Source organism: Ferrovibrio xuzhouensis (assembly GCF_042648965.1).
In the GTDB taxonomy this organism is placed as follows: Bacteria; Pseudomonadota; Alphaproteobacteria; order Ferrovibrionales; family Ferrovibrionaceae; genus Ferrovibrio; species Ferrovibrio xuzhouensis.
Window position 1 is genome coordinate 993,057 of the sequence record NZ_JBHRYJ010000001.1, and the last position, 24,964, is coordinate 1,018,020.

The 24,964-nt window shown below is 61.7% G+C and carries 25 protein-coding genes; 7 read left to right on the top strand and 18 right to left on the bottom strand.

Features of this window, described 5'->3' with window-relative positions:
• Positions 1-70: 70 nt before the first annotated feature.
• The 7 genes from ACFOOQ_RS04865 to ACFOOQ_RS04895 are packed head-to-tail and all read right to left on the bottom strand — an operon-like array spanning position 71 to position 6,480.
• A complete protein-coding gene (locus tag ACFOOQ_RS04865; protein WP_379722396.1) occupies positions 71-991 on the bottom strand; it encodes a Gfo/Idh/MocA family protein in 921 nt (306 codons plus the stop codon).
• Positions 988-2,547 carry a PfkB family carbohydrate kinase gene (locus ACFOOQ_RS04870; protein ID WP_379722398.1) on the bottom strand — a complete coding sequence of 520 codons (1,560 nt, stop codon included), beginning with the start codon at positions 2,545-2,547 and terminating at the stop codon, positions 988-990. The genes ACFOOQ_RS04865 and ACFOOQ_RS04870 overlap by 4 nt, the downstream gene beginning before the upstream one ends.
• Positions 2,544-3,560: an NAD-dependent epimerase/dehydratase family protein gene (locus tag ACFOOQ_RS04875; protein ID WP_379722400.1), complete on the bottom strand. Its 1,017-nt coding sequence runs from the start codon at positions 3,558-3,560 to the stop codon at positions 2,544-2,546. The genes ACFOOQ_RS04870 and ACFOOQ_RS04875 overlap by 4 nt, the downstream gene beginning before the upstream one ends.
• Positions 3,557-4,576, bottom strand: a complete 1,020-nt coding sequence (locus tag ACFOOQ_RS04880) for an NAD-dependent epimerase/dehydratase family protein (protein WP_379722402.1) — start codon at positions 4,574-4,576, stop codon at positions 3,557-3,559. The genes ACFOOQ_RS04875 and ACFOOQ_RS04880 overlap by 4 nt, the downstream gene beginning before the upstream one ends.
• 39 nt (positions 4,577-4,615) lie before the next feature.
• Positions 4,616-5,335 carry a transaldolase gene (locus tag ACFOOQ_RS04885; RefSeq protein WP_379722404.1) on the bottom strand — a complete coding sequence of 240 codons (720 nt, stop codon included), beginning with the start codon at positions 5,333-5,335 and terminating at the stop codon, positions 4,616-4,618.
• The gene (locus ACFOOQ_RS04890) at positions 5,310-5,891 is read right to left on the bottom strand and encodes a D-glycero-alpha-D-manno-heptose-1,7-bisphosphate 7-phosphatase (protein WP_379722406.1); all 582 of its coding nucleotides are present in this window, start codon (positions 5,889-5,891) and stop codon (positions 5,310-5,312) included. Before ACFOOQ_RS04890 ends, ACFOOQ_RS04885 begins: the two co-directional genes overlap by 26 nt.
• A gap of 4 nt (positions 5,892-5,895) precedes the next feature.
• Complete coding sequence (locus tag ACFOOQ_RS04895) at positions 5,896-6,480, bottom strand: SIS domain-containing protein (protein WP_379722408.1); 585 nt, start codon at positions 6,478-6,480, stop codon at positions 5,896-5,898.
• 303 nt (positions 6,481-6,783) lie between these two features.
• Here ACFOOQ_RS04895 and ACFOOQ_RS04900 point away from each other — a divergent pair, with 303 nt between their 5' ends.
• From ACFOOQ_RS04900 to ACFOOQ_RS04915, 4 genes are read left to right on the top strand one after another with little or no spacing between them, the layout of a single operon-like run.
• On the top strand, positions 6,784-7,794 hold the full coding sequence (locus ACFOOQ_RS04900) for a lysylphosphatidylglycerol synthase transmembrane domain-containing protein (protein ID WP_379722410.1): 1,011 nt from the start codon (positions 6,784-6,786) through the stop codon (positions 7,792-7,794).
• Positions 7,791-8,291 (top strand): hypothetical protein, encoded by a 501-nt coding sequence (locus ACFOOQ_RS04905; RefSeq protein ID WP_379722412.1) that lies wholly within the window; start codon positions 7,791-7,793, stop codon positions 8,289-8,291. Before ACFOOQ_RS04900 ends, ACFOOQ_RS04905 begins: the two co-directional genes overlap by 4 nt.
• Before the next feature lie 7 nt (positions 8,292-8,298).
• Positions 8,299-8,793 carry a hypothetical protein gene (locus tag ACFOOQ_RS04910; protein ID WP_379722414.1) on the top strand — a complete coding sequence of 165 codons (495 nt, stop codon included), beginning with the start codon at positions 8,299-8,301 and terminating at the stop codon, positions 8,791-8,793.
• Positions 8,794-9,543 carry a glycosyltransferase family 2 protein gene (locus ACFOOQ_RS04915; protein WP_379722416.1) on the top strand — a complete coding sequence of 250 codons (750 nt, stop codon included), beginning with the start codon at positions 8,794-8,796 and terminating at the stop codon, positions 9,541-9,543.
• Between the two features lie 624 nt (positions 9,544-10,167).
• Here the strand turns inward: ACFOOQ_RS04915 and ACFOOQ_RS04920 are convergent.
• The 10 genes from ACFOOQ_RS04920 to ACFOOQ_RS04965 form a co-directional block, all read right to left on the bottom strand.
• Positions 10,168-12,495, bottom strand: a complete 2,328-nt coding sequence (locus ACFOOQ_RS04920) for a methyl-accepting chemotaxis protein (protein WP_379722418.1) — start codon at positions 12,493-12,495, stop codon at positions 10,168-10,170.
• 210 nt (positions 12,496-12,705) lie between these two features.
• Positions 12,706-13,683, bottom strand: coding sequence for an amidohydrolase family protein (locus tag ACFOOQ_RS04925; RefSeq protein ID WP_379722420.1), 978 nt, complete (start codon positions 13,681-13,683; stop codon positions 12,706-12,708).
• Between the two features lie 44 nt (positions 13,684-13,727).
• The gene (locus tag ACFOOQ_RS04930) at positions 13,728-14,183 is read right to left on the bottom strand and encodes an SRPBCC family protein (RefSeq protein ID WP_379722422.1); all 456 of its coding nucleotides are present in this window, start codon (positions 14,181-14,183) and stop codon (positions 13,728-13,730) included.
• A 30-nt stretch (positions 14,184-14,213) separates the two neighbouring features.
• A complete protein-coding gene (locus ACFOOQ_RS04935; protein WP_379722424.1) occupies positions 14,214-15,002 on the bottom strand; it encodes an ABC transporter ATP-binding protein in 789 nt (262 codons plus the stop codon).
• Positions 14,999-15,730: an ABC transporter permease gene (locus ACFOOQ_RS04940; protein ID WP_379722426.1), complete on the bottom strand. Its 732-nt coding sequence runs from the start codon at positions 15,728-15,730 to the stop codon at positions 14,999-15,001. The genes ACFOOQ_RS04935 and ACFOOQ_RS04940 overlap by 4 nt, the downstream gene beginning before the upstream one ends.
• A 101-nt stretch (positions 15,731-15,831) precedes the next feature.
• Entirely contained in the window at positions 15,832-16,818 is a 987-nt protein-coding gene (locus ACFOOQ_RS04945; protein WP_379722428.1) for an ABC transporter substrate-binding protein, read from the bottom strand.
• A 35-nt stretch (positions 16,819-16,853) separates the two neighbouring features.
• Positions 16,854-19,250 (bottom strand): xanthine dehydrogenase family protein molybdopterin-binding subunit, encoded by a 2,397-nt coding sequence (locus tag ACFOOQ_RS04950; protein ID WP_379722430.1) that lies wholly within the window; start codon positions 19,248-19,250, stop codon positions 16,854-16,856.
• On the bottom strand, positions 19,247-19,750 hold the full coding sequence (locus ACFOOQ_RS04955; protein WP_379722432.1) for a (2Fe-2S)-binding protein: 504 nt from the start codon (positions 19,748-19,750) through the stop codon (positions 19,247-19,249). The genes ACFOOQ_RS04950 and ACFOOQ_RS04955 overlap by 4 nt, the downstream gene beginning before the upstream one ends.
• Before the next feature lies 1 nt (position 19,751).
• Positions 19,752-20,639, bottom strand: a complete 888-nt coding sequence (locus tag ACFOOQ_RS04960) for an FAD binding domain-containing protein (protein ID WP_379722434.1) — start codon at positions 20,637-20,639, stop codon at positions 19,752-19,754.
• A 10-nt stretch (positions 20,640-20,649) separates the two neighbouring features.
• Complete coding sequence (locus tag ACFOOQ_RS04965; RefSeq protein ID WP_379722436.1) at positions 20,650-20,973, bottom strand: NIPSNAP family protein; 324 nt, start codon at positions 20,971-20,973, stop codon at positions 20,650-20,652.
• Between the two features lie 266 nt (positions 20,974-21,239).
• Between ACFOOQ_RS04965 and ACFOOQ_RS04970 the strand changes: the two genes are divergently transcribed.
• The 3 genes from ACFOOQ_RS04970 to ACFOOQ_RS04980 are packed head-to-tail and all read left to right on the top strand — an operon-like array spanning position 21,240 to position 24,242.
• Positions 21,240-22,055 (top strand): alpha/beta fold hydrolase, encoded by an 816-nt coding sequence (locus ACFOOQ_RS04970; RefSeq protein ID WP_379722438.1) that lies wholly within the window; start codon positions 21,240-21,242, stop codon positions 22,053-22,055.
• Positions 22,052-23,449: an aminotransferase-like domain-containing protein gene (locus ACFOOQ_RS04975; protein ID WP_379722440.1), complete on the top strand. Its 1,398-nt coding sequence runs from the start codon at positions 22,052-22,054 to the stop codon at positions 23,447-23,449. Before ACFOOQ_RS04970 ends, ACFOOQ_RS04975 begins: the two co-directional genes overlap by 4 nt.
• Positions 23,450-23,459: 10 nt before the next feature.
• Positions 23,460-24,242, top strand: coding sequence for a sulfite exporter TauE/SafE family protein (locus ACFOOQ_RS04980; protein ID WP_379722442.1), 783 nt, complete (start codon positions 23,460-23,462; stop codon positions 24,240-24,242).
• A 234-nt stretch (positions 24,243-24,476) separates the two neighbouring features.
• Here ACFOOQ_RS04980 and ACFOOQ_RS04985 read toward each other — a convergent pair whose 3' ends face one another.
• The gene (locus ACFOOQ_RS04985; RefSeq protein WP_379722444.1) at positions 24,477-24,932 is read right to left on the bottom strand and encodes a MaoC family dehydratase; all 456 of its coding nucleotides are present in this window, start codon (positions 24,930-24,932) and stop codon (positions 24,477-24,479) included.
• Between the last annotated feature and the right edge of the window lie 32 nt (positions 24,933-24,964).

Here is a 24,964-nt window from a genome sequence, read left to right on the forward strand (position 1 = left end):
CGGCCAAAAGCCCCTATCGGCGCCCGAGCCATGCCGCCACGGCAGCCACGTCGCATGCGCGCGCCGTGCATCAGGCCAACATCCCGCCAGCCAGCCGCTCCAGCGCGCCGGCAAGCCAGAGGTCGCCCGAGAGATCCGCCTCGGCGTTGCGGTGGCACAGCGCCTTGAAATGGCTGTATTCGAGAGCCCACGTAGGATCGTCCTGCACCAGAGTCTGCGCGCTCTCGGGCGGGCGGCCGCTAGGCAGCACGCGCCTGCGATGCGTAAAGACCGAAGGCCCCCATTTGCAAAGCGATTCGATATGCGCCGAGCCATTTTCCGCGAAGATGTCGCAAGTGAAATGATTGCGCCACGACAACAGGGTCATTTCCAACTCGATCCGCGGCCGCATGGACTCACATCCGATTGTCACATGATCAGCCGCCCGGTTCTCAAAGCAATGGGCCGATTTCAGGTTGAAATCGTCATCCATATCGCCGAACCAGAACCGGCATGTATCGAGCAAGTGTGACCCAAGGTCGGGCAGAACGCCGGCGCCCCGATCCCGCCACTCCGAATCCCGGACCAGACGGGCTGTCCCGTTGCCGTAAAACATGCGACAGGAATAGACATTCCCAAGCTCACCGGAATCCAGCAGCGCACGCATCCGCACGAAATGCGGCTCGAATCTATGGTTATAGGCAGTATAACAAACGACCTGCCTGCGGCGGGCTAACGCCTCCAGGCTGGCGATGTCTTCAATCTTGGGAGTCCACAGCGGCTTCTCAACCAGGACATGCTTGCCGCTCTCGATCAGGTAGGTCAGCACGCCATGTTTCGGCTCATCCGGTATGCAACACATCACTGCGTCGTAACTGGATAACGGCACATCCTCGATTGCCTTGTAATCGGCCTCGGGATTGACCGGATCAACACTGGCCACATAGTCGTCGCCGGCAAACCGCCGCCGCTTGTGGCCCTGGACCCCGAGCCCGACAACCAGAACCCTCATGGCGAGCCGCCATAGTTCATTTGATGCTCGACCCTGTCGAGCTTGGATCGCACATGACCGGGAGTGATCGGAATATTGCCATCGAACTCGCACTCGCAAGCCGCTGCGATGGATCCGAGAATCGTGGCGTGAACGTCGTTACGACTGGCAAGCATAGCCAACGTCGCGTAGGCCAGAAGGGCGTCACCTGCACCGACCGCATCGACCACCTGGTCGACGAAAGTCTCAAGGACATAAAAACTGTCGAGCGATTCATGATCAAGGCTGCGCGACGTCAGAACTCCACGCTCACCCAATTTAAGTATCAGGAGCTTACAAGCCGATGCATCATGAAGATTGGAAGCGAGCGGCCTGATACCGGAATCCTGATCACCCAGGGCGAAACGGGCCTCACGCTCGTTCGGTGTGACGAGATCGAAGCCCTTGAAATCCGTGATGTTGCCCCAGCGGCTGGCCACCTGGCTGTCCGCCACCCGGAAAACGCCGTCCGGAATGGCTTCGATGAACGCGGGGATAGTCCTGCGATTGAATATGCCATGCCGGAAATCCGCGTAAACCACCGCATCCGCCGGCACATCGCGAATACCGGCCGTCATCTCGCCGAGGACCTGATCGGAGATGGAACGATTGTCCAGCGTATCGACCTTGAGCAGGCGATAACCGCCCACGACAATCGCATTCTTGTTCACGGTAGGCCGGGTCCGGTCAACTGACGCCCTGACACTGACTCCCGCTGCCTCCAGGTCCTTTATCACCAGTTTGTGGTAATCATCGTCGCCCAGGACTGTGGAAAAGGTAACATGCGCCCCAGCCGCGCGACAGTGCTTGGCTACAACGGCGGCCCCTCCGATATAGTCGTGTCTGCTTTCAAAAAGCACCGACATAGTCGGCGTCTTCGTCTGCCCTCCGATCATCGTGCAGTTGGTGTAACTGTCGATGATTGTATCGCCAACGATATGCAGCCGGTGCCCTTCAAGTCGATCGAGCGTATCGCGCAGGTCACGGAAAGTGACGCCGTTGCTCTCCATCACTATTTGCAGCTTCTCCAACTTGAGCGATGGAAGCTGCATTTCGATCAGTTTTGACGAGGAATAGACGATGTCGCCAGGCGTAAAGATGATGTCGCCGCCGTAGGAACGGACTACCTCAACTTCCTCCGCCGTCTTCGGGCTGAAGCCGTCTGGCGCATATTCGTAGCCCTTGGCAAAGAAATCGGGCTTTATGACCTTCAGATTCTCGATTGGAGTCGGATTGGGATCGATTACCACGTAATCGACCATCTCGAATGCCGCCAGATTGAGGGCGCGCAGATCCTGGGGGACGTGTGGCCGGTGCGTGCCCTTGGTTATATGCCTGTCAGCCGTGATGCTGGCAATGAGGATCGGCGCCTTGCTCTTGGCAAAAAGCAGATGCCGGACATGGCCGGGATGAACCACATCGAATACGCCATGGCACATGATCGCTTCGCGCGAACGCGGGCGCTCGCCAAGAACGCCGGCCAGTTCCTCGGCCGTCTTGATCTTGTGCGAATAGGGTTTCCCCAGAGTTCCAGTCATTGCCTCCCCCCCTGCCGGTCAGCCCCCAGACAGCTGAACCATGATTTCGTGGCCTCAGCGATCGAGTCAGGATCCCAGAGGGGAGCATCCTTCCAGTGGTCGATATGCTGCATCATGCGCTGAACCCCCTGGCGGAAATCGACCTGCGGCTCCCATCCCAGCGCCGCGCGGATTCTGGAAATATCGGCAAAGGTACAGTCCGGTTCGCCCGGCCGCTTCGGCACGTAGACGACAGGTCCGCCCAGCAGGTCAACCAGCTCATTCACTGTCCGCGGATTGCCGGCCCCCACATTGAACCGCTCGCCGCTCAGCGGGGTTCTGGCTGCGGCGAGAAAAGCGCGGGCCACGTCGGTGACGTATATAAAATCACGCGACTGCGTTCCGTCACCGACAACCGTAAAGGGCTTGCCGGCCAGCTTCTGCTTGAAAAAAACACCAAACACCGCGCCATAAGCGCCGGTAGTCCGCACTCGCGGGCCATACGCATTGAAGATACACACGGCATTGGCCGGCAGGCCATAGACCTGTCGCCAGTGAAAAACCGCCTGCTCCCCCTGGTATTTCGAAAGGGCATAGGGGTATTGCGGATTGATCGGATGATCCTCCCGCGTCGGCGTCGCCGCCAGCCCGTAGCAGGAGGAAGAGGATGCGTATACGAACTTCTCGACCCCGGCGTGGCGGGCACATTCCAGAACACGCACGGTGCCCTGGACATTGATATCCATGTAATCCAAAGGCCGCTCGATCGACGGGACAATGTCGCCGATCCCCGCGAAATGAAAGACGTACCTGGCTCCGGAAAAGATGGGGCTGCCGGAAGGTAGGCTGCGAATATCCTGATCGAAGACCTCAAGATCAGTATTGCCGCCGTGGTGTGCCAGATTGTTCCGGTGGCCGCCGGAAAAATCGTCAACCACATGGACGCGGAATCCCTCATCCAGCAGCAAGTCCACCATATGGCTTCCAATGAAGCCGGCCCCGCCAGTGACGACGGCAAGGTCCTTCAGGCTCATGCGGCGTTCAGCCTCTTCAGGCGCCGGACATTGAAATAGAAATCGTCCGTCATGCTGTCCGGCAGAAGATTGTCGCGGAAGGCCCGACAGAGATCGCGCACGGCATCCTCGATGGAATGGCTCGGGCGGAACCCCAATTCCCGCCAGATCTTGTCCGAATTAATGTGGTAGGAACGGATGTCATCCGTCGGAGTGGTGACGATTTCGATCGGCGGCCGGCCGGGGAATTCCCGCGCAACCACCTCTTTCACCAGAAGGGCGATGTCCATGATGGACAGATTCTGGTAGCCGACATTGTAAACTCGGTCAGCGATCTTCTCGGACGGCGCCTCAAGAAATAACTGCACGGCGTCGCAATAATCCTGGACATGCAGATTTGGGCGCAGCTGCGATCCACCGAATACAGTGATCTTGTTGTTGTTGACGGCATGGTTGGTCAGAATATTGACCGACAGATCCATCCTCTGCCGCGGAGCATAACCACAGACAGTAGCCGGCCGGAAGGTCACCCCCACAAAGTTCTCGTCCGTATGTCGGCGAAGAATGGGCTCACAGAGGCCCTTGTATTTATTGTACAGGGTCAGTGGCACCAGAGGATGATCCTCGGTAACGTCCGGCTGGTCCGACACACCATAAACCGAGGAAGACGAAGCATAGATGAATCGTTTGACACTGGCACGCTTTGCCGCAAGCACCATGGGTTCAAAAGCATCATAGTTGACCGAGGTCGACAACTCGTCGTCGAGTTCGAAGCTGGCATCATTCGAAATGCATGCGAGGCTTACAAAGGCGTCGCAGCCCTTGGTCGCTGCTTCCAGCTTTTCAGCATCCCGGATATCCCCTTCGACAATCTTCAGATTTGGATTGTCCTTCGGCAGGAAATCGGAACCGAAGTACATGACGTCATAAACCGTCACCTTGTAGCCCCGGGCAAGGAGCTGCGGAACCAGAAGACTGCCGCAATAACCGGCACCGCCCGTTACCAGAACGTTTTTAAAGAGACGAACAGCAGTCATCGGTTCTCCTGTCATCCGGAAGATTTCCGGCACCTTCGGTCAACGACTAATCTCGAAACGAGAAGCACATGCATCATCAAAAAACATCTGCACGGTTTCGCGGGAATACTCATCCAGGTCCTTACCAACCAGCTTGAGTTTCCCCAGCACGTCGTTGGTTGCGGTTATGATGTGGCAACCAACGTCGTCAGCCTGGAAAATATTGAGGAGTTCGCGCGGACTGGCCCACAGAAGCTCCGCCTTCGGTCGCGCCGAAAGTTCAGCCAGACAAGCCTTCATGTGCGGCACCGGATCGACACCCGTATCGGCAACCCGGCCGGCGAAAACGGAAATGATGGCGGGCGCATCCGGCGCAAGTGCAGCCGCGACTTCGCGGACCTGCCGCACAGTCATGATAGCGGTGACATTCAGCATGATTCCGTCTGCCGACAGCTTTGCAATCAGCGGTGCGGTCGAGACTCCCCGCGTGTTCATGACTGGAATCTTCACATTCACGTTCGGACCCCACGTCGCGATAATCCGCGCCTGATTTTCCATCTCGTCGAGTTCGTCCGCGAACACCTCGAAGGAAACGGGCCGATCCGGAATAACCGCAAGAACCTGCCTGGCAAATGCCGGATAGTCGGTCACTCCGGCTTTTTTCATGAGCGTCGGATTTGTGGTAAATCCGCTGATCAGTGGATTGCCGTACATGGCCGCCATGCCCGCCAAATCCGCGCCATCCGCGAACAGTTTAACCTTCAACGTATTCTTGCTCACAGCCCCCCCCCTTTGAATCCGCCAGTATCCAGTCCACTGCCTCACCTAGAGACGACACATTTGCCGTCGGACCATCCGGCGTCGGCTCGGCCGTGTAACACAGATCCACAAACACCGTGCGACAGCCAGCCCTCGCCCCCGCCTCTATGTCGGAGGCACGATCTCCCACCATATAGCTCGCGGCCAGATCGATCCTAAGCTGATCGGCCGAACCGTGGATCAGGCCCGGTTCGGGCTTCCTGCAGGCGCACCGGTCCTCACGGGTATGACAGCAGACGGCGATCTCATCGACCGGAAGCGCTTCGCGCAAAAGCCTGTGCATCTCCTCCAACTGCCCGCGCTCCAGCAGGCCCGCCCCCACATCGGGCTGGTTGGTGACCACGACCAGACTGAACCCCGCCCGCTTCAGCCGGTCCAAGTTCCGGCGCGCTTCAGGGTATATTGCAAAGTTCTGAAGCCGCCGGGGCGCATAGCTTCTCCCGTCGCGGAACTCAGGTACTACCAAGATACCGTCGCGATCAAGGAAAACCGCTCTGTTCAGGCCAGGACCGGACACATCCTCACCACTTGGTCGCGCTTTTCTGCAACAGTGGATGGCAGACCAGCCCGTGCCAGACAACAGCCTGAAAAGCTTCGGAAAGCGGCGTTATATGGTCCGGGTTGACGCAGGGGATGACCACCGCCACATCCGCCTTGCGCGCCGTATACCCGGTGTCCCGCCCGACAACGCCGAGCACCCTAGCCCCCCGCTTCTGCGCAAGATCGATGGCGGCGATGATATTCGGACTGATGTTACGCTCCGCATCCCCGCCGCCGACCGAGAAAATCAGGATGGCGTCCTTGGCATTCAGGCGGCTCACTTCGAGCCAAGCCGAGAAAACCGTTCCCCAGCCTTCATCATTGGTCCGCGCCGTAAGTTCGGAGACATTGTCCGTCGGCGCATAGGCCTCAATCCCACAGAGCTTCCTGAAATCATTGACGGCATGGCTGCAATTGCCAGCACTGCCGCCGACCCCGATCAGAAAAAGCCGTCCTTCACGCTCCCGTAGGGTCGCCAATTCCGCAGCCAGCTTCTCAATCTTCGGGATGTCTACGGCTTCTGCGATCCGGGCCACTTCGGCAAAATATGCTGCAATATGTGACATAAGAGCTCCGACTAACGCGCATGGATGCCGCCGCTATCCTGGCCCGAACTGCCGGGGCGCTTCCCGATTTAAGACCGCCAAGGGCGCGCGGCCATACCGCAAGAATTAGGGACGAAAGAGAAACAAGGGGCTTTTATAAAGTCAAGCTACATGTTGTAGTATTATATTGTGTTCCCCGCCAGAACCTACCACAAGTCGGGTTGCAATGCCCTTCCCCAACTGGTATGGGCCGCGATAGGCGACGGGGCATGAGATGCGGTCAGAGGGGCGCGGCGGGTCTTCGCCGGGGGAATGCAACGAAAAATGCGTGCATTTGCGATTAAGTTGGCCATCGGGCTCGCCGGAGTGTGGCTTCTCGTTCACTATGGCTCGATTGACCTTGCCGCCATCCGCAGCGCCATCGTCACCCCATGGCCATTCCTGCTGGCATTCCTGTGCATTGTCCTGACCATGCCGCTTTCGGCGCTGCGGTGGCACCTCTTGCTTGTCCGCCTGGCGCTGCCCCTGTCCTACCGCAAGGTGCTGGACATTACCTTTATCAGCCAGTTCTTTCACAATTTCCTGCCGGGCTCCTACGGCGGGGATCTGGTGCGCCTGGCCATGGCTTATCGGGAAACGTCGCGCTCCATTAACACCATAGCCATGAGCATGCTGGTCGATCGTCTCAGCGGTCTGGCCGCCCTGCTGCTTCTGGGCTTCTCCGTAGAATCCTCGTTGCCTCAGGCCATTACCACGCGATTTGAATGGATCGCGGCGCTCGCCGCCGCTGCTATGGCGGCCGCATTGATCATTGCCGTGTTATGGGGCGACGCCATTGCTGCCCTCATGACCCGCCTGCCCGGCAAGGCCGGCAGAATCCTGTCCTCCATGGCGCGCGACCTGACCGGGGCAATACGCATCTACACGGCCAGCCCTATGACCGCCCTTATGGCTGTGCTTATCTCGGTCCTCCAATTCAGCTTGATCATCGGCGCGATGGTGATCGTCGGGAATGCATTGCAATTACAGTCACTTACCATACCCGGCTATGCTGTGGCCGGGGTGTGGTCGATAATTGCCAACGCCATCCCCATCACCCCGGGCGGACTTGGCATCGGAGAAGCCACCTTCGGGCATCTAGCCGCCCTGATGGTCCCAGCCGGCAGTCCGGTAGAAAGTTACGGGACGGTTTACCTTGTCATCCGACTGCTGTCTTTCACCACCGGGGCTCTCGGGCTGATCCCCTGGTTGTTTTACAGCCGCGAGAGCCGCCACCTGACCCTCAGCCTAGCCAAAATTCTCCCGCGGCGCGAACGCGGGGCACCGGAACGATGAGCGGCTTGCTTCTCGGCATCGCCATGTTCGCGGCAGGATGCGGGGCCCATGCTGCCCTGCTGCGTTTCCTGTCCTCGCGCTTCCGCCTCAAGGCCCTGCCCCTGTTGCTGCTGCTCGCCCTGTGCGGCCTTTGGTTTGTGGCATCCGCCCTTGGAACGGACTTCTCCATAGAGGATATTGCCGTGGGCACCATACTTGGCCTGAGCCTTGGCTTCGCCTATGCGCTCGTCATGGCCGCCGTCGTCAGCGACAGCCCAACTATGGCCATCATCAACCGCATCCTGAATTACGGCCCGGCCGGCATGCCCGTTGCCGATATCGCGCCATTCATCGAAACGCATCGGTTCATTGGCACAAGGCTCGACACCCTATCCGCACTCGGCGAGATTGAAATCGCCGATGCCCGCATTGCGGTGAAGGGACAGGCCATCCGTCTGCTGGCCCTCGGCGACCTGTATCGGGCGTTGCGCGGCGATATTATCGATCACACCGGGTAGCCCGCCGATGATCGCTATTATTGTCGCTGTTCTTGGGAATATCGCGGCTGTCGCTGGCGACATCGTAGCTGCGCGCCTCGGCGCCGGCCGCGTGAAATGCTACGTCCTGAGCCTGCTGACCGGCCTCGCCGCCACCTTCGTGGCAATTTGGTATCAGCAACTCGCACTGCCGGATGCGATTATTGCACTGCTCCTGTATGGAGCCTGGTGGTTTGCGTTCCTGAACCTGATCCAGTCCCTCCACTCATCCCTCCGTGTCAGACTGTTGTATGAACTGCGCGCGGCCGGGGGCAGCATGCCCATGGCTCGTCTCCAGCAGATATACAACGACGACCTAATCGTAAGGATGCGACTTGCCAGGTTGCAATCAAACGGATCGGTTGTGGAACGGACTGGCCGCCTGCACGTCAGGTCAGCTTCGCTGATGGCTGTGGTCGGCACATTCCGCCTCCTGAAAATCGCACTCTTGGGACGTCCGTCCGAATTTGGTGAGAAACCCTGAATGATCAGCTTCATCGTCTGCGCCTTCAACGAGGAAGGGCACTTAAAACCGACCGTGGAGACGATTCATCAAGCCATCGAGGAAACCGGCCTTGCCGATTACGAAATCATCTTTGTAGATGATGGCAGCAGCGACAACACCGCTTCTGAAATTGCCGAACTGGCAAGTTGCAACAAGAACATCCGGATTTTCAGAAACCCTAGGAATCTGGGTCTGGGCGTATCGATGCGCTTAGGCATTTCCAAGGCGGAAAAGCCCTCATTCATGATGGTGCCGGGCGACAATGATATGTCGCTCAGCATGATCAAGATGCTGCTTATCTGCCGCAACGAAGCAGACATCGTCATCGCCGTGCCTTTCAATAAAGAAAGGCGAACGCTGGTGCGCAATGTCATCTCCATTATTTACCAACTGATTTATCTGGTGACCTTCCGCGTCTATGCCGGATACATAACCGGCCCCGGCATATGGCCCGTTGCACTCGCCCGCTCGCTCTCCCTGAAGTCCAGCCGCTTCGGGATCATGTCAGAGCTGAATGTGAAAATGCTCTGCAGCGACAGCTCATACACTGAAATTCCGGGATACGTTCAGGCCGGCACGAAAGCGCGCAGCACCATCACGCTGCGCAATCTGAGCGAAGTCGCCGCATCCTTCATTCAACTTTTCCTGGATATCTACGTTTTTGAACGCCGCCGCTTCAGATCACGCGCACGCCGGCATCAGATAGACTTCATTAAGTACATCAAATAGATCTCTGATACGAAGCAGCGGCAAAACGGGCTACCATCTGCTACCGGGCCGCTGGGGTCTCCGCTTCGACCGTCTGCCGGCAGAAATCACGGAAAAAAGAACTCAGCCGGTGCCTCATAATTATCTTGGCTGCCTGCATGTGCGAAGCTTGGCCGGTCACCGGCATGACACCCGGAGGCTATTCGCTGTGTGGCCGCCCCTGAACATTTCAGGCAGCCTCTTGCACCGGCGCATACCGCCGCGCTTCCGGCGTGTCACCGGCACGCCGGAAGCGCGCGATCTAGGTAATTCCGAGTCTGATACAGCGTGAAACTGGCCATACAAAAAAGCCCGCCAAGCGATGACCTGGCGGGCTTTTGATTCGGTTGCGGGATCAGGGTTTGAACCTGCGGCCTTTAGGATATGAGCCCGAACCCGGGCCATTCTCCTGTACCAACCGAAAGCCGGTCCCCAAATATTTCAGCCCCTTGGCTGCAGCCTCTTGCATCGGCGCCGACCGCTTTGCATGCACAGTGGAGCAAAATTGGAGCAAGACAACAAGACAAGAGGAGTGTAGAAATCGCCCAGCCAACGCCGACGCCATAGTGCGTCCTCGTCGTCAAACTGCGACCTGCCCGACTGCGATCATATCCGAAATTGCGAGACCAGTCCGTGTAGTTCATCGGCCTGGCCGGCCATCGCCTGGGCGGATGCCGTGGTCTGTTCGACCAAAGCGCCGTTGCGCTGGGTCATTTCGTCCATGTTGGCAACGGCGCGGTTGACCTCATCAAGACTGACCGCCTGTTCCCGGCTGGCCAACGATATCTCTGCGACGATATCAGCGACCTTTTTCACCGAGACGACGATCTCATCCAGCGTGCCGCCGGCCTTCTGCACCAGATCCCCGCCATGACGGACCTTGGCATTCGAATTCTGGATCCGCTGCTTGATGTCATGCGATGCTTCGGCCGAGCGCTGCGCCAGACTGCGCACCTCCTGCGCCACCACGGCAAAACCCTTGCCGGCCTCGCCGGCGCGGGCGGCCTCGACCGAGGCATTGAGCGCCAGCAGGTTGGTCTGGAAGGCAATCTCGTCGATCAGCCCGACGATATCGGCGATCCGGCCGGCCTCGGCCTCGATTTCCACCATCGCCGATACCGTCTCGCGGACCACCGAACCGCCCATATCGGCTGTGCTGCGTGCCGCCTCGGCCAGGCGGCTGGCTCTCTCGGCACTTTCAGCATTCTGCCGCACCGTGCTGGTGATCTCCTGCATGGAGGCTGCCGCCTCCTCGAGGGCAGCGGCCTGCGCTTCTGTACGCTGCGCCAGATCCTGGCTGCCGGCCGACATTTCAGCGGCAGCATCGCGCACCAGCGTAGCGGAGGCAGCCAGGCGCCGCAGGGTCTCGGCCAACTGGCTGCTGACCTGGTTCGCATTGTCGATCAGTTGCGCGAAGACACCCTGGTAGGCTCCGTCGATGCGATAGATGAAGTCGCCGTCAGCCATCCGGCCCAGCATGACGCCAAGGTCGCCGAGCGCCTGTTCCACGGTCTCCAGAAGCTGGTTCATGTCGCTGCCCAGGCGACGCATTACGCCCTGGATGCTCTGGCTGTCGATGCGGCGGCCAAGATCGCCGGCACTGGCCGAGGCGACAATCCCGCCCACCGAGGTCTGCAGCAGATCTTCCTGCACCTTGCGCTCGGCCTCAAAGCTTGAGCGGTCGGTCTCGATCTGCACCTGCAGCCGGTCCGCTTCCTGCCCCTGCTCCTTGAAGACCTGCACGGCGCGAGCCATGTCGCCGATCTCGTCCGGGCGCTCAATGCCGGAGACCTGCGCACCCCAGTCACGCCGCGCCAGCCGACCCATAATTTCGGTGGTTGCCGCGATCGGGTCGATGACGCGGCGGCCGACATACAGCCAACCGATGATCCCGGCCGCCACCAGGCAGAGCGCCGCGATCACGGCCATGCTGGTCTGGGCAATCCGGATCGCGGCCACCGAAGCATCCGCCGAATCCACCGACTGGCTGCGCGCCTCGGCAACCAGCCGATCCACCGCGGCGAGCAGTCGGCCGGCCGCGCTGCGGCTTTCCGCCAGGGCGGCCTCGCCCTGCCGCGCGGCCGCCAGTTCCTGCAGCCGGGTCTCGAACAGGCCATCCTTGCCATCGCCGATCCCGGTGATACCGCCGACGACACCGGCGATCTCCTTGTTCGGGTTCTTGGCTTGCACGGTATCAAGGTCGCTCTGGATTTCCGAGGCGGTGTTCTGGTTGTCGCTCTGCATCAACTGGATCATTTCGGGTGCCGCTGCCTGCGCCGCAACGGCCACCACGCCAACGTAGAGGTTCACCTTGGCGGTCAGATCCAGCATCGCCTGCACATTGGCGAACTGCGTATTGACGATACTGCCGATCCATTGCTGCACATTCTGGCCCATGCCCGGCGCGACAAGGCCGAATTCGGATTTCATGTCGGAGACCGCCTGCTCCGCCGCCGGCTGGGCCAGATAGAGGAAATTGGCGTGATCGTCGGTCAGCTTGCGGGTCAGCGCCTCGCGCTTGCCGGCCAGCGCCAGCCGTTTCTGCACGGCGGCATTGATCTTCTGCATGCCCCCCGACAATTCGGCCTCGGCCGTCTCGACCTCGCCGAGCACAGCGGCAGAAGGCTGCCCGCTGCGCACCTGCTGCATAGTGGCATCGATGCGCGACAGGCGGGACTGCAACTGGCCATAGGCCGCCGCCCGGGTCTTGTCATCGACGGCATTGGCCAGCGTCGGCGCGGCGGCGGCCAGATCGGCACTCTGCGCCGCCAGCGTCAGCGCAGCCGTGACCGCCGGCATGCTGTGTTCGGTGACCATGCCGAGCGAGCCGCGCACCTGGCGGAAAAAACCGAACGAGATCAGGCTCGATGCCACCGCCATGGCAGCGACGATGCCGATGGCGAGGGACAGTTTATGGCGGATGCCGAAACGCATTCTGTGTCTCCGAAGCTCATTGCCATCTGTATGACGGCACGGCCGGAACAGCGCAGCCGGCCGTGCCTGACGATGCCGGAACCGTCATGGTTCCGGCATCGCACCAGCTCGTGTCAGTCTCCTGGCATTGCGGGGATCGCCGCAGCGCAAAGCGAGATCGTCGGGTCCCGTCGCTCGCACACTGCGCTGTATCCTGGTCGGCGGCCCGGCTTACAGGCCGAACAACCTGGCGGCAAGGCCGCCATTGATGGAAGCCCGCTCGGCATCCGTAAAGGCGGTCGCCTCGATCGTCTTCAGCGGGGTCAGGTCGCCGATCGGGAACGGCATGTCCGACCCCATCATGATGCGGCCGGCGCCGACGATATCGGCCATGTAGCGCAGGGTGCGCGGATCCTGGACGATGGCATCGTAATACAGCATCGCCAGCGCCTCATCGGGATTGCCGAGCTTATCCTTGTCGAGCTCGTAATTCCGCCGCAGGCGACCGAGCACGTAAGGCAGGGCCGCGCCACCGGTGCTGGCGACAATCTTGGCCTTGCTGTAGCGCGTCACATGCCCGGAATAGATGATGCGCGACATGGCAATCAGCGAATCGGTAATGCGGCCGACGGCATTGGCCATGCCGTAGTCGTGTACACGGTCGTCGCCGCTCTCGAATACCGGATGGATGAAGACGATGGAACCAAGTCGGTCGGCCGCTTCCCAGAACGGCTGCAGCGACGGATCGTCCAGCACGCCGCCCTTGCCTTTCGGCTGGGTGCCGATCATGGCGCCTTTCAGGCCGGCGGCATGGGCGTCCTGCAGCACCTCTGCCGCCCGCGCACCATCCTGCATCGGCACCGAGGCCAACGGCACGAAACGCGGCTGGGTTTTGGCCGTCTCGACCATATGCGCGTTGATCAGTTGCGACCAGCGCATGCCTTCCTCGCCCGGAATTTCATAGGCGAACATGTCGAGCCAGCCGCCGACCACTTGGCGTTCGATCTTCTGGCCATCCATCCACTGCAGGCGGCCGGCGAGGTCGCCGAGCGGCTTGGAGACCGGGCGGGTCGGTTTGCCGCCGGCGAAGGAGAAGGCCAGGCTGCCGCCCTCCTCGATCAGGCGTACCGACGGAAAATCCGCTGCCTTGCTGCGGATCGCCTCCAGCAGGCCCGGGGGAACCAGGTGCGCATGGCAATCGATAATCATTCGGGTTTTCTCCTGGATGTTGTCGTCACTGGTTGACGCCTGGCTCAGGCCGCGGCTTGCCGGATATGCTTGTCGAGGGCGGCGAGAAACTTCTTGGTGAGAAATTTCGACACACTGCCGAGCACCCGCTGGCCGACGCCGGCCACCAGGCCACCGACCTCGCCACTGCCCTGGTAGAGCAGCTTGGTTTCGGTATCCGAGACCGTCTGCAGCTCGAAACGGGCATTGCCGGTGCCGTGGCCGATGGTGCCGCTGCCCTGCACGGTGATGCGGCAGGTTTCTGGCTCCACCTTGTCCGACAGGGCGATGCTGCCCTTGAAGGTGCCGCCCACCGAAGCGACCTGCAGCTTGAGATTTGCCTCATAGGCATCTTCGCCGGTCTGTACCATTCCGGTACAGCCCGGAATACACAGTGCCAGAACCTCCGGATCATTCAGATAGACCCAGAGCTTCCGTCGTTCGACCGGGAAGACATGTTCGCCTGACAGTTCCAATGCCATCTTCGTTCCGTTAGGTAGGTGTGATCTTGATTACTGTACGGTGCCGGTGGCGGCCGGCGAATGCGACAGCGCTGCGATAATCTTCTCGCGGGTCGCCTCGCGCTCGGCATCCGACATTTCCGCGCGCAGAAAACATTCATAAGCAATCCGCGCCGGCCGATGGAACACCATGATGTGCCGACCGATCTGCAACGCTTCCGAAATCGAATGCGTGATGAAGATGCTGGTCTTGCCGTTTTCGCGTACCAGCGACAGGTATTCCTGACGCAGCCGTTCGGCCGTCACCTCGTCGAGCGCCGAGAATGGCTCATCGCACAGCAGGACGTCGGGGTTCACTGCGAAGGCACGCGCGATCGAGACACGCTGGCGCATGCCGCCCGACAGGGCATGCGGATAGTCGTTGGCATGAGCGGCAAGCCCCAGCCGGTCGAGCCAGTCCAGCGCTGCCCGGCGACGCTTGCTGCTGTCGACATGCAGCAATTCCAGCCCATATTCGACATTCTCGACAGCCGTGCGCCACGGCAGCAGACGGTCGTTCTGGAATACGATGCCGATCTTGCCGCGGAACCATTCGAATTCCGCGAACGGATTGTGGCCGTCGACCAGGATGGTCCCCGCCGAGGGTGCCAGCAGGCCGGACAGCAGGCCGAACATGGTGGATTTGCCGCAGCCGGTCTTGCCGAGCACGGCAACCATTTCGCCCTTGCTGACCGTGAAGCTCAGGTCGTCGACGGCCGTGAAACTATTTTCACCTTCGCCCGGCTTTCCGAATACCTTGCTGACATTCTGGAAAACGACTTCCTGGGTCTGCCCGCTCATAATGTGCGCTCCGATTGAGGCCGGTAACGCAGCAGCCAGGCTTCCAGCTGCGAGATTATGAACTGCATTACCAGCACGAAGGTGACCAGAACGAGCGTCCAGGCGATCGCCCCGGCCATGTCGAAATTCTGCTGCTGCTCCATCAAGGCGTAGCCGACACCGCCGGTAGCGCCGACCAGTTCGGCCACCACAACGACACGGGAAGCGTTGCCGATATTGACCTTCCATGCCGTCAGGATGCCCGGCACGGTGGCCGGCAGAATCATCGTGCGCAGCAGGTCGAGCCGCGAGGGGCGAAAGGACTGGCTCATCTCCATCAGATCCTTCGGGATCGAACGGATCGCATCGAGAATCTGGAAGGTGAAGGCCGGTAGCGTGGTCATCACCATGATGAAGAAAATGCGGAACTCGATGCCATGGAACCAGATGATGGCGAATACCACCCAGGACAGGGCCGGAATGCCCTGATTGAAATTCAGGATCGGGAACAGGTAGTCGTAGAACCGGTTATATTTCGCCATCAGGACGGCGATGATCGAGCCGAGGACGAAAGCTCCCGTCATGCCGGCCAAGATGCGCAGACCGGTCGCCCCGGCATTCGCAAAATCGGCCCACGTGGTGACGATCTCGACATAGATCCGTGCGATGCTGCCGAGCGGCGGAAACAGGAAGGGCGGGAAGAACCAGGATGCCACCTCCCACAACACCGCAAGGGCGATGATCGCCATGAAGGCGTGGGCCCGGCGGGAAATCCCGTGGACGAGGTTCCGGCCGGCCCTGAACTGCAGGACCGGCCTCCTTTCCGTATTTGTGCTGGCAGTCACTTTTTTCACCGTTTCGGCGCCTGATAGATCGTCGCGGTCTCAGGCATTTCCTTGAGGCGACCAGACTCGACGCCCGCCTTGTAGACGGCCTCGATTTCCTTGCGCTGATCGCTGGCCCATTTGACGTTCATGCCGAGCCGTTCTTTCTGCACGATCAGATCGGCGATCACGCCTTGCTGGCCATCCTCATCCTTCGGCACGATGATCGCCGCGGCTTCCTTCGGATGCGCCGTGATCCAGTCGGCTGCCGCCTTGTAGGATTTGTAGAGGCCGTCGACGAGCTTGGGATTCTGCTGGATCCAGTCCTGATGGGCCGCCACGCCGAGATACGGCAGGTCCGGACTGCCGGCGAACTTGGTCCATTCCTTCTTGATGTTGAGATCGATCAGGTGGATGTCCGGCGCCTTCAGCTTCAGGGTGGAATAGGCCGGTTCCCAGAGCTGGACCGCGTCGGCGCGATTGGCCAGCGCATAGCCGATCAGGCCCGGTGTCGTGGTGTTGATCGCCGAGATCTTGCTGGTATCGAGGCCCTGCCGGCTGGCCAGCCATTCAAACATGGCATAGCTGGTGGTGCCGCGTGCGGCCGCCAGTGACTTGCCCGCCAGATCGGTAATCGTCTTGATCTCCGGTTTGCGGGTGACGACCGCCGCCCAGTAGTCGAACAGGTTGAACAGGTAGCTGACCTTGACACCCTTGGTGCTGGCCAGGCCCACCGTCAGCAGCGCGGCACTGCCGCCCACCTTGAATTCACCGGAGTTGAACTGCGTGGCATAGGCATCCGGCGGGCGCTGGACGAAGTCGATGTCGAGGCCGTTGGCCTCGTCGAGCTTCTGCGCCTTGATCACCGGCGGCAGGAAGGCACCCAGCGAAGGCGGCCCGAACACCACCACCTGGACCTTGTCGGCTGCCGAAGCCGTGCCCGCAATCGAGGTCAACGCGGCGGCCGCAAGTGCCATCCGCATGCCATTCTGTATCCATGCCGTCTTTTTCATGAACCCCTCCCTCTGTGGTTTCAGGTAGTAACCGATCAGCGTTTCGCCCGGGCGATCCTGTCGCCCAGCCTGGCCATGTTGATAGGGACCTCGGTGACATTGAGGCCGAGCCCGGCGAGCGCGTCGTTGACCGCGCTGACAATGGCGGCCGGCGCGCCGAGGTAACCTGCCTCGCCAGAGCCCTTCTGCCCGAAGACGGTCAGCGGCGACGGCGTGCAATGGTCGACGATATGGATGTCGGGAATCTCATGCGACGACGGGATCAGGTAATCCATGAAGGACTGGCTGAGAAGCTGGCCGGTCCGGTCGTAGCTGAACTGCTCGAACAGCGCCGCACCGATGCCGTGCGCCACGCCGCCATACGTCATGCCATGCACGATGTCGGGGTTGATCATGGTGCCGCAATCGTGCCCGACGACGTATTCGCGCAGCTGGACATGAGCGGTCAGCGGATCGATTTCCGCCAGAATGATATGCGTCTCGAAGGAATAGCACGGATACATCTGCACCCGGCCATCCGCGGTCGGCATCTTGCCGCCGGTCGGTACCTCCCAGACGAAACTCGCCTGCAGGCCCGGCTCGATGTCTGGCGGCAACTGATGGAAGCGCCGGTGGGCGATCTGGATCAGTTGATCCCAGGTCATCTTCCGCTCCGGCGCGGCTTGCACCAAGACGTCGCCGTCGGCGTAATGGAGTTCTTCCACCGGCACGCCGAGGTTATGCGCGGCAATGCGCATCAGCGTCGTCTTGATCCTGCGGGCCGCACCAGCGGCGGCTCCACCCAGCATGATCGCCATGCGGCTGCCGACCGGGCTGTTGCTCGGCAAAGCGTTCAGCGAATCGGCATGAATGACACGGATGCCGTCGGGCTCGCGCTCCAGCACCTCGGCCACCACCGTCGAGACCATGGTCTCATGTCCCTGCCCCGAAGACGACGTTCCCATCATCGCCGTGATCGAGCCGCTGAGGTCGACCCGCAGCAGGCAGGAATCCATCCAGGTGGTGGTTTCATTCTTCGGGTTGAACAGGGGCTCGAAGGCGGAATTGCCGCCGCTCGGCTCCAGGCAGGTCGAGATGCCGATCCCCGCCAGCCGGCCCTGACCGCGCAGTTCGTCGCGCCGCCGCATCAGGCCGGGGAAGTCGATCCGGGCCAGCGCCTTGTCGACCACCGCCCCGTAATCGCCGCTGTCGTAGGTCGAGCCGCTGGGGATGGTATAGGGGAATTCGTGCGGGCCGATGAAATTGTGGCGGCGCAGCTCCATGCGGTCCATCTTGAGATGGGCCGCAATGCGGTCCATGCCCATTTCCAGCGCCATGTTGGTCGGCGCCTGGCCGAAGCCGCGCACGGCCTCCTGCGGCGTCTTGTTGGTGGTGACCGAGATCGCCTCGTATTGCACCGCGCGCGTCTTGTAGGGACCAACGATGGCCCCGACCGGCTTGCCGAGCTGCAACGGTGCGCGGCCGGCATAGGCGCCGCAATCGTCCAGCGCCCGCATGCGCATGGCCCGCACCGTGCCGTCGCCGTCGAAGGCCAGGGTGACATCGAAGATACGGTCCGGCCCATGGGCGTCGCCGCCACGCATGTTTTCCAGCCGATCCTCGATCAGGCGCACCGGCACCTTCAGCTTGCGGGCCAGATAGCCGGTCAGCACGCTGTGCTTGATGCCGCGTTTCACGCCATAGCTGCCGCCAACGTCAACATCGAAATGCACCCGTACGGCATTGCCCGGCAGCCGCAGGGCGGCAGCGAGCTGATCGGGGTATTTCGGCATCTGGATCGACGCCCAGACATCGAGCAACTGGTTGCTCTCGCTCCACTGCGCCACCACGCCGAAGGTCTCGATCGGCACGGTGGAATTACGGTTCCAGCGCGCCCGGTAGGCAATCGTGTGCTGCGCGCCGGCGAATTCCCCGTCGACATCGCCCCATACCCAGGTCTTGCGGAACAGCACATTGCTGCCGTGATCCTGGTGTACCGGCGTCGACTGCTCGGTCACGGCCACTTCCGGATCGACGACGCCTTCCATCGGTTCGTATTCGACCTCGACCAGCTCGGCGGCATCCTCGGCGACATAGCGGTCGTCGGCCACCACGGCGGCCACCCATTCCCCGACATAACGGGCGACGCCGACAGCCAGCGGATAACGCCGCACCTTCGGGATCTCGACGCCCGAATAGAGCTGGTTGGTCTGCGCCGCCAGCTCGTCGCCCGTGAGCACCGCGAGCACGCCGGGCAGCGCAAGCGCCTTGCTGGCATCGATCCTGACGATCCTGGCACTGGCATAAGGCGACGTCACCAGTCCGACATGCTTCATGCCGGGCAGGTTGACATCGGCGACATAGCGGCCGGTGCCGGTAATGAAGCGGCGGTCTTCGGTGACCCGGCGCTTTTTCGAGATGTAGCGGAACGGCTGCTTCACGGCCTGGTTCATGACTGCACCGCCTCGGCCGGCGTCTTCTGGGCCAACGTGGCCGCGGCCCGGCGCACCGCCGCAATGATCTGCTGATAGCCGGTGCAACGGCAGAGATTGCCGCTGATCGCCTCGCGGATTTCCTCATCGGTCGGATCGGTGGTCGTCTGCAGCAGCGCCTGGGCGGCGATCAGCATGCCGGGCGTGCAATAGCCGCACTGCAGCCCGTGCTCTTCCCAGAAAGCATCCTGCAGCGGGCTGAGTTGCCCGCCCTCGCCGGTCAGTCCTTCAACGGTGGTGATGCTGGCGCCATCGGCCTGCACGGCAAACATCAGGCAGGAGCGGATCGGCTGGCCGTCAAACAGTACGCTGCAGGCGCCGCAGACGCCGTGTTCGCAGCCGACATGGGTGCCGGTCAGGCCGGCCACGTCGCGCAGGAAATCGACCAGCGTCATCCGTGCGCTGACGGTGGCTTGGTATGTCTTGTTGTTGACGGTGAGTCGGATCGGATGGCGAGACATATCACTGCACCTTTGTCCCCAGGGCCTGCGCCCTGGCTTCGCGGATCGCCCGCTCCAGCATGACCCCGGCTACCCGGCGCCGGTAGTCGGCGGTCGCATGAAGGTCGGTTTCCGCCTCGACGGTCGAGATGGCGGCTTCGACCGCACGGGCAATATCGGCATCCTCGACTGCCGTGCCGACCAGAAGATCGGCGGCCTCGTCGACCCGCATCGGCGTCGCACCGGCGCCACCGATGCCGGCCGCGGCGCGCCGGCAGATACCGTCCGCGCCCATGACAAGCTGCGCCGCCGCCGAGGCCAGCGCGAAATCGCTGCGCCGCGGGCTGATTTCCTGGAAACCGCAGCCGGCGCCGCCCTCGTCGCGCCAGACCGGGATGCGGATCTCGGTCAGGCATTCGTCAGGTTCCAGCGCCGTCACCATCGGTCCGAGGAAGAACTCTTCGGCTGGAACGGCGCGATCGCCGTCCGGGCCGCGACAGGTGATCTCGGCCGACAGCGTCAGGCTGACCAAGCAGATCTCGCTGGATGGATCGGCATTGGCGACGCTGCCGCCGACCGTGCCGCGGTTGCGCGTCTGGATATGACCGACATTGCGCAATCCCTTGATCAGCAGCGGCAATGCCCTGTGCACCAGCGCACTATGCTCGGCCATGGCCTGGCGGGTGGCGCCTCCGATCACCAGCGCATCATCGTCTTCGCGGATGCCGCGCAGCTCGGCCACGTTGTTGATATCGACCAGCAGCGCCGGACGGGTCAGCCGCATCGCCAGCAGCGGCACCAGGGTCTGGCCGCCGGCCAGCACCTTGGCGTCGCCGGCGGCGGCCTTGAGCTGCTGGCAGACCTCGTCGAGCGAGGCCGGACACACATAATCGAAGTCGGCTGCCTTCATGGCTCGCCGCCTAGCGCAGGGTCGGCGAGAAATCGGTGGGACGCAGCACCATGGCGCTCTGCCCGCCGAGCAGCGGCCCGTTGACCTCGGATTCGGCCTTGATGCGTTTCCATTCGGCGTCGGCACCGAAGCCGTCCCAGGCGGCCTTGCGGGCCGGCTCATCGGGAAAGCGGGTCATGTAGACGAGCTGATCCGGCTGTTCCGGCGGCACCCAGCAGCCGACCACCTCGATTCCGTGGCGGGCGAAGAGGCGCAGGGTGTGGTCGCGAAAGCGTTCGCGAAGAGGATCAGCCCGGTTCGGGGCAGCCGTATAGATTCGGATTTCGTAGAGCATTCTCTCCGCGCTTCTCCCTTGTCCCATGACATTCCGGACCTGCCTGGGACAATCAGCGGCCCAAGGCACTCCGGTATGCATGGCTGGCGCCTGACACCAGTCCCGTGAACATTGCGCTTAGTTATTCAGCCCACTTGTATTATGTCAAATGCTTTTTGATATGTGACAATATAAAATATTGTACTATCATCGTTGCAAGGTCTGCTATCAATGCAACGTGGCAACTGCTGCTTGAATTTCCAGGCGGCGAAACAAGGAGATGGGTTTTGCTGGTTCGCGCCAATTCCGTGATGCTTGAGTGTCAGGTGGAAGGAACCCCTGGCTGTGACTGGCTCGTCTTGTCCCACTCCATCGCCACCGACCTGACCATGTGGGACGAGCAGGTCCGCGTGTTTGGCGACCGCTTTCACATACTCCGGTATGACACGCGCGGTCACGGTGGCAGTCATGCGCCACCGGCACCCTACAGTTTCGCCGATCTCGAGGCCGATGTGATCGGATTGCTGGATGCCTTCGAGATCGAACGCGCCCACTTCGTCGGTCTGTCGCTCGGCGGCATGATCGCGCTCGGCCTTGCCATCAACCATCCGGACCGCCTGCACAGCATCGCCGTCTGCGACGCGCGGCCTGATTCGCCGCCGGCGTTCCGTGCACCGTGGGATGAGCGAATCGCCGTGGCGCGCAACGAAGGCATGCCAGGCCTTGTGGCATCCACGCTGCAACGCTGGTTTCTGCCGGATACGCTTGTGACGCAACCAGGCGTAGGCGAGCATGTCGCGCGCATGATAAAAAAGACATCGGTCGATGGATTCGTCGGCTGTGCGGCGGCGCTGCAACACCTGGACTACGAGGCTGGTCTGAACCGGATTGTCACTCCCACCCTGTTGCTGGCCGGCGATGCCGACGGCCCGATCCCCGGAATCAACCTGAAGATGGCGGAGGCTATTGCCGGAGCGCGGAATGCCGTCATCCCCGGCGCCGGGCATATCTCTAACCTGGAGCAGCCCCGGCTGTTCAATGAGGCACTGGCGCAATTCCTCGATGACCTGTCGGCGCCGCTGGCGCAGCCCCGCCGCGCATGACCGGCATCGCCAGGGATGAATGGACCCCCGCCGCGCTGCGCAGCGATGGCCCGCGCTACCTCGCCATCGTCGAAGCGCTGCAGGCCGATATCGAGCGCGGCATGCTGCGACCGGGCAGCCGGCTGCTGCCGCATCGCGACCTGGCCGAGCATCTCGGCCTCAGCATCGGCACTGTCAGCAAGGCCTATGCCGAGGCCGAACGCCAGGGCCTGATCATCGGCAAGGTCGGCAAGGGCACATTCGTACGTGCCAGGGCATCCGACGCCGCCTCGCCGGATGTCGAACGCAGCCGCAATGTTCCGCTTGATCTCAACGTGCCGCCGCCCGGGCCCGAGATTGAACTGCTCGCTGCGGAATTCGCCAGCCTGCCAAACCATGCGAACTTCGCCGGTCTGTTCGATTACCTGCCGCATCAGGGCCTGCTGCGGCATCGCGAGGCAGCGGCGGCCTGGATGGGGCCGCGCTACCGGCCTGACCCGGACACGATCCAGATCTGTCACGGCGCGCAGCATGCGATGTCACTCGCCTTCTCGCTGGTGGTGCGCGCCGGCGACACAGTGCTGACTGAATCGCTGACCTACTCGGGCATGAAGGCACTGGGGGCCCATCTCGGCGTCAAGCTGGTCGGCATACAGACCGACCATGAAGGGCTGATTCCCGAAGCTCTGGACGAGGCCTGCCGGCGCAGCCATGCCAGCGTGCTCTACACGATGCCGACGCTGCACAGTCCGACGGCCGCGACCATGAGCCCGGAACGCCGGGCCGCCATCGCCGAAGTGGCCCGGCGCCGCAAGCTCACCGTGATCGAGGACAATGTCTATAATTTTCTCGCCCCCGATGCGCCGCCGCCGCTGAAATCACTGATCCCCGACCAGTGTTTCTATGTCACCAGCCTGTCGAAATGCATCGCGCCCGGCCTGCGCGTCGGCTTCGTCGTCGCGCCGCCCACCTATCGCGACCGGATGATGCTGGCGATCCGCGCTACCGCCTGGATGGCCACACCAGCCATGGTGGAGATCGGCTGCCGCATGATCGAAAGCGGCCGGATCTGGCGGCTGGTCGAACAGCGCCGCAGCGAGGCCGCGGCACGACGCGCCGTCACCTATGAGTTGCTTGGTGCATATCTACCGCCGCTGCAGAGCAATGAGCCCGCCGGCTTTCACCTGTGGCTGCCGCTGCCGCTGGAATGGCCGGCGGCGCACTTCGTCGTCGCCGCCCGCCAGCGCGGCGTTGACATTGCTCCGCCCGAAGCGGTCTCGATCGATGAGGCCAGTCCGAATGGCGTGCGCATCTGCCTTGGCGGTCCCGAGGCCGAGGCAATTCTGCGCAAGGGCCTGACCGTGCTGAAGGAGATGCTGCACAACCCGTCGCCATCGACCCTCTCCTTCGTATAAGCGCCTTTCCATGGCACCTGCTTCCATGACGATTGCGTCGCTGTTCGGCGTCGAGCCGTATCTGCTCGCCTATATCCTCGCGGTCTTCCTGCTGGCCGGCATTGTCAAGGGCGTGGTCGCCTTCGGCCTGCCGCTGGTCACCATTCCGCTGTTGTCGCTGACCATGCCGGTGCCGCATGCCATCGTCCTGTCGCTGCTGCCGGTGCTGTGCTCCAACGTGGCCCAGGCCTATATGTGCCGGCGCGGGCTGCCGGCATTGCGCATCATATGGCCGCTGTTGGTCCCTCTGGTGATCACCGTGCCGATAAGCGCGCGTTATGCCACCCAGCTCGACGAGAAGACCTTGTATGCGATTGCCGGTGGCGCCATCGAGATGCTGGTGCTGACGCAACTGTTCGGTTTCCGCCCCGTCATCCAGCCGCAATACCGCCGGCCCGCCCTGTTTGTCAGCGGCATCCTTACCGGTGCCGTCGGCGGCGCGACCTCTTTTTTCGGCTTTCCGGCGATCCAGATATTCCTGACGCTGAACCTCGGCATGACCGAATTCGCACTGGCCACCAGTGTGACCTTTCTGCTGGGCAGCATTGCCCTCGGATCGACCTTTGGTACTGCCGGCCATATCAGCGGGCCGGACATTCACCTGTCGGTGCTCGCGGTCCTGCCCCTGCTGCTGGGACTGGTGGCCGGGCAACGGCTCTCCACCAGGATCTCCCCGGTGGTGTTCCGCAGGATCGCCCTGCTGATCCTGCTCGTCACCGGACTGTATTTGCTGGGTCACAGCCTCGGCGTCTGATCACCCAAAAATCTGCCGATCACATCCCCGATAGCTTTGACGATATCCATCGAGATATGCCGCGCCGGCCGCGTAACATACTGTTTTACGCATTAATTACAGACCCGTGGCGCCGCAGTTGCCCATTAGCCTACCCCTCTGCCCCACCCAATGCGGCGATCAAGCCGGCTCGGTAGATTGTGGGGAAATCGGCGACCCGGCCCTTTCTACCGCTGCGACAGAACCGTTCGCGATTCAGCTATATGCGAGTGTCAGCATATTGGCCACCAGAGCCGGTTTATCCACCCCGTCGATCATCATCGTGAACTGCCTGGTTATCATAACCCCCTCCTTCCGTGCTTCCGCATTCACAACCTGCATGCGCAGCCGTATGCGGGAATCCACCTGTACCGGGGCGGGATATCGCACACGATCGCAGCCATAGTTCAAGGCGCGGCCATGCCGCCTCACTCTAGCGATCTGAGCGGCCATGCCAGGTACCAGAGATAAAGTCAGAAGACCATGCGCGATCGTCTTACCACCCGGCAGCTCGGCGCGGGCGCGCTCTACATCGACATGATACCAGTTGTGATCGAGCGTCACCTCGGCAAAGCGGTTGATCATATCCTGCGTCACCACCAGCCACGGACCTGGTTCGAATTGGAAATCGATATATCCCGCATAATCCGCGAAAGTCTCCAGTTCGATCACGGCCAACCTCCTCTGCTCTCACCGCATCCAAA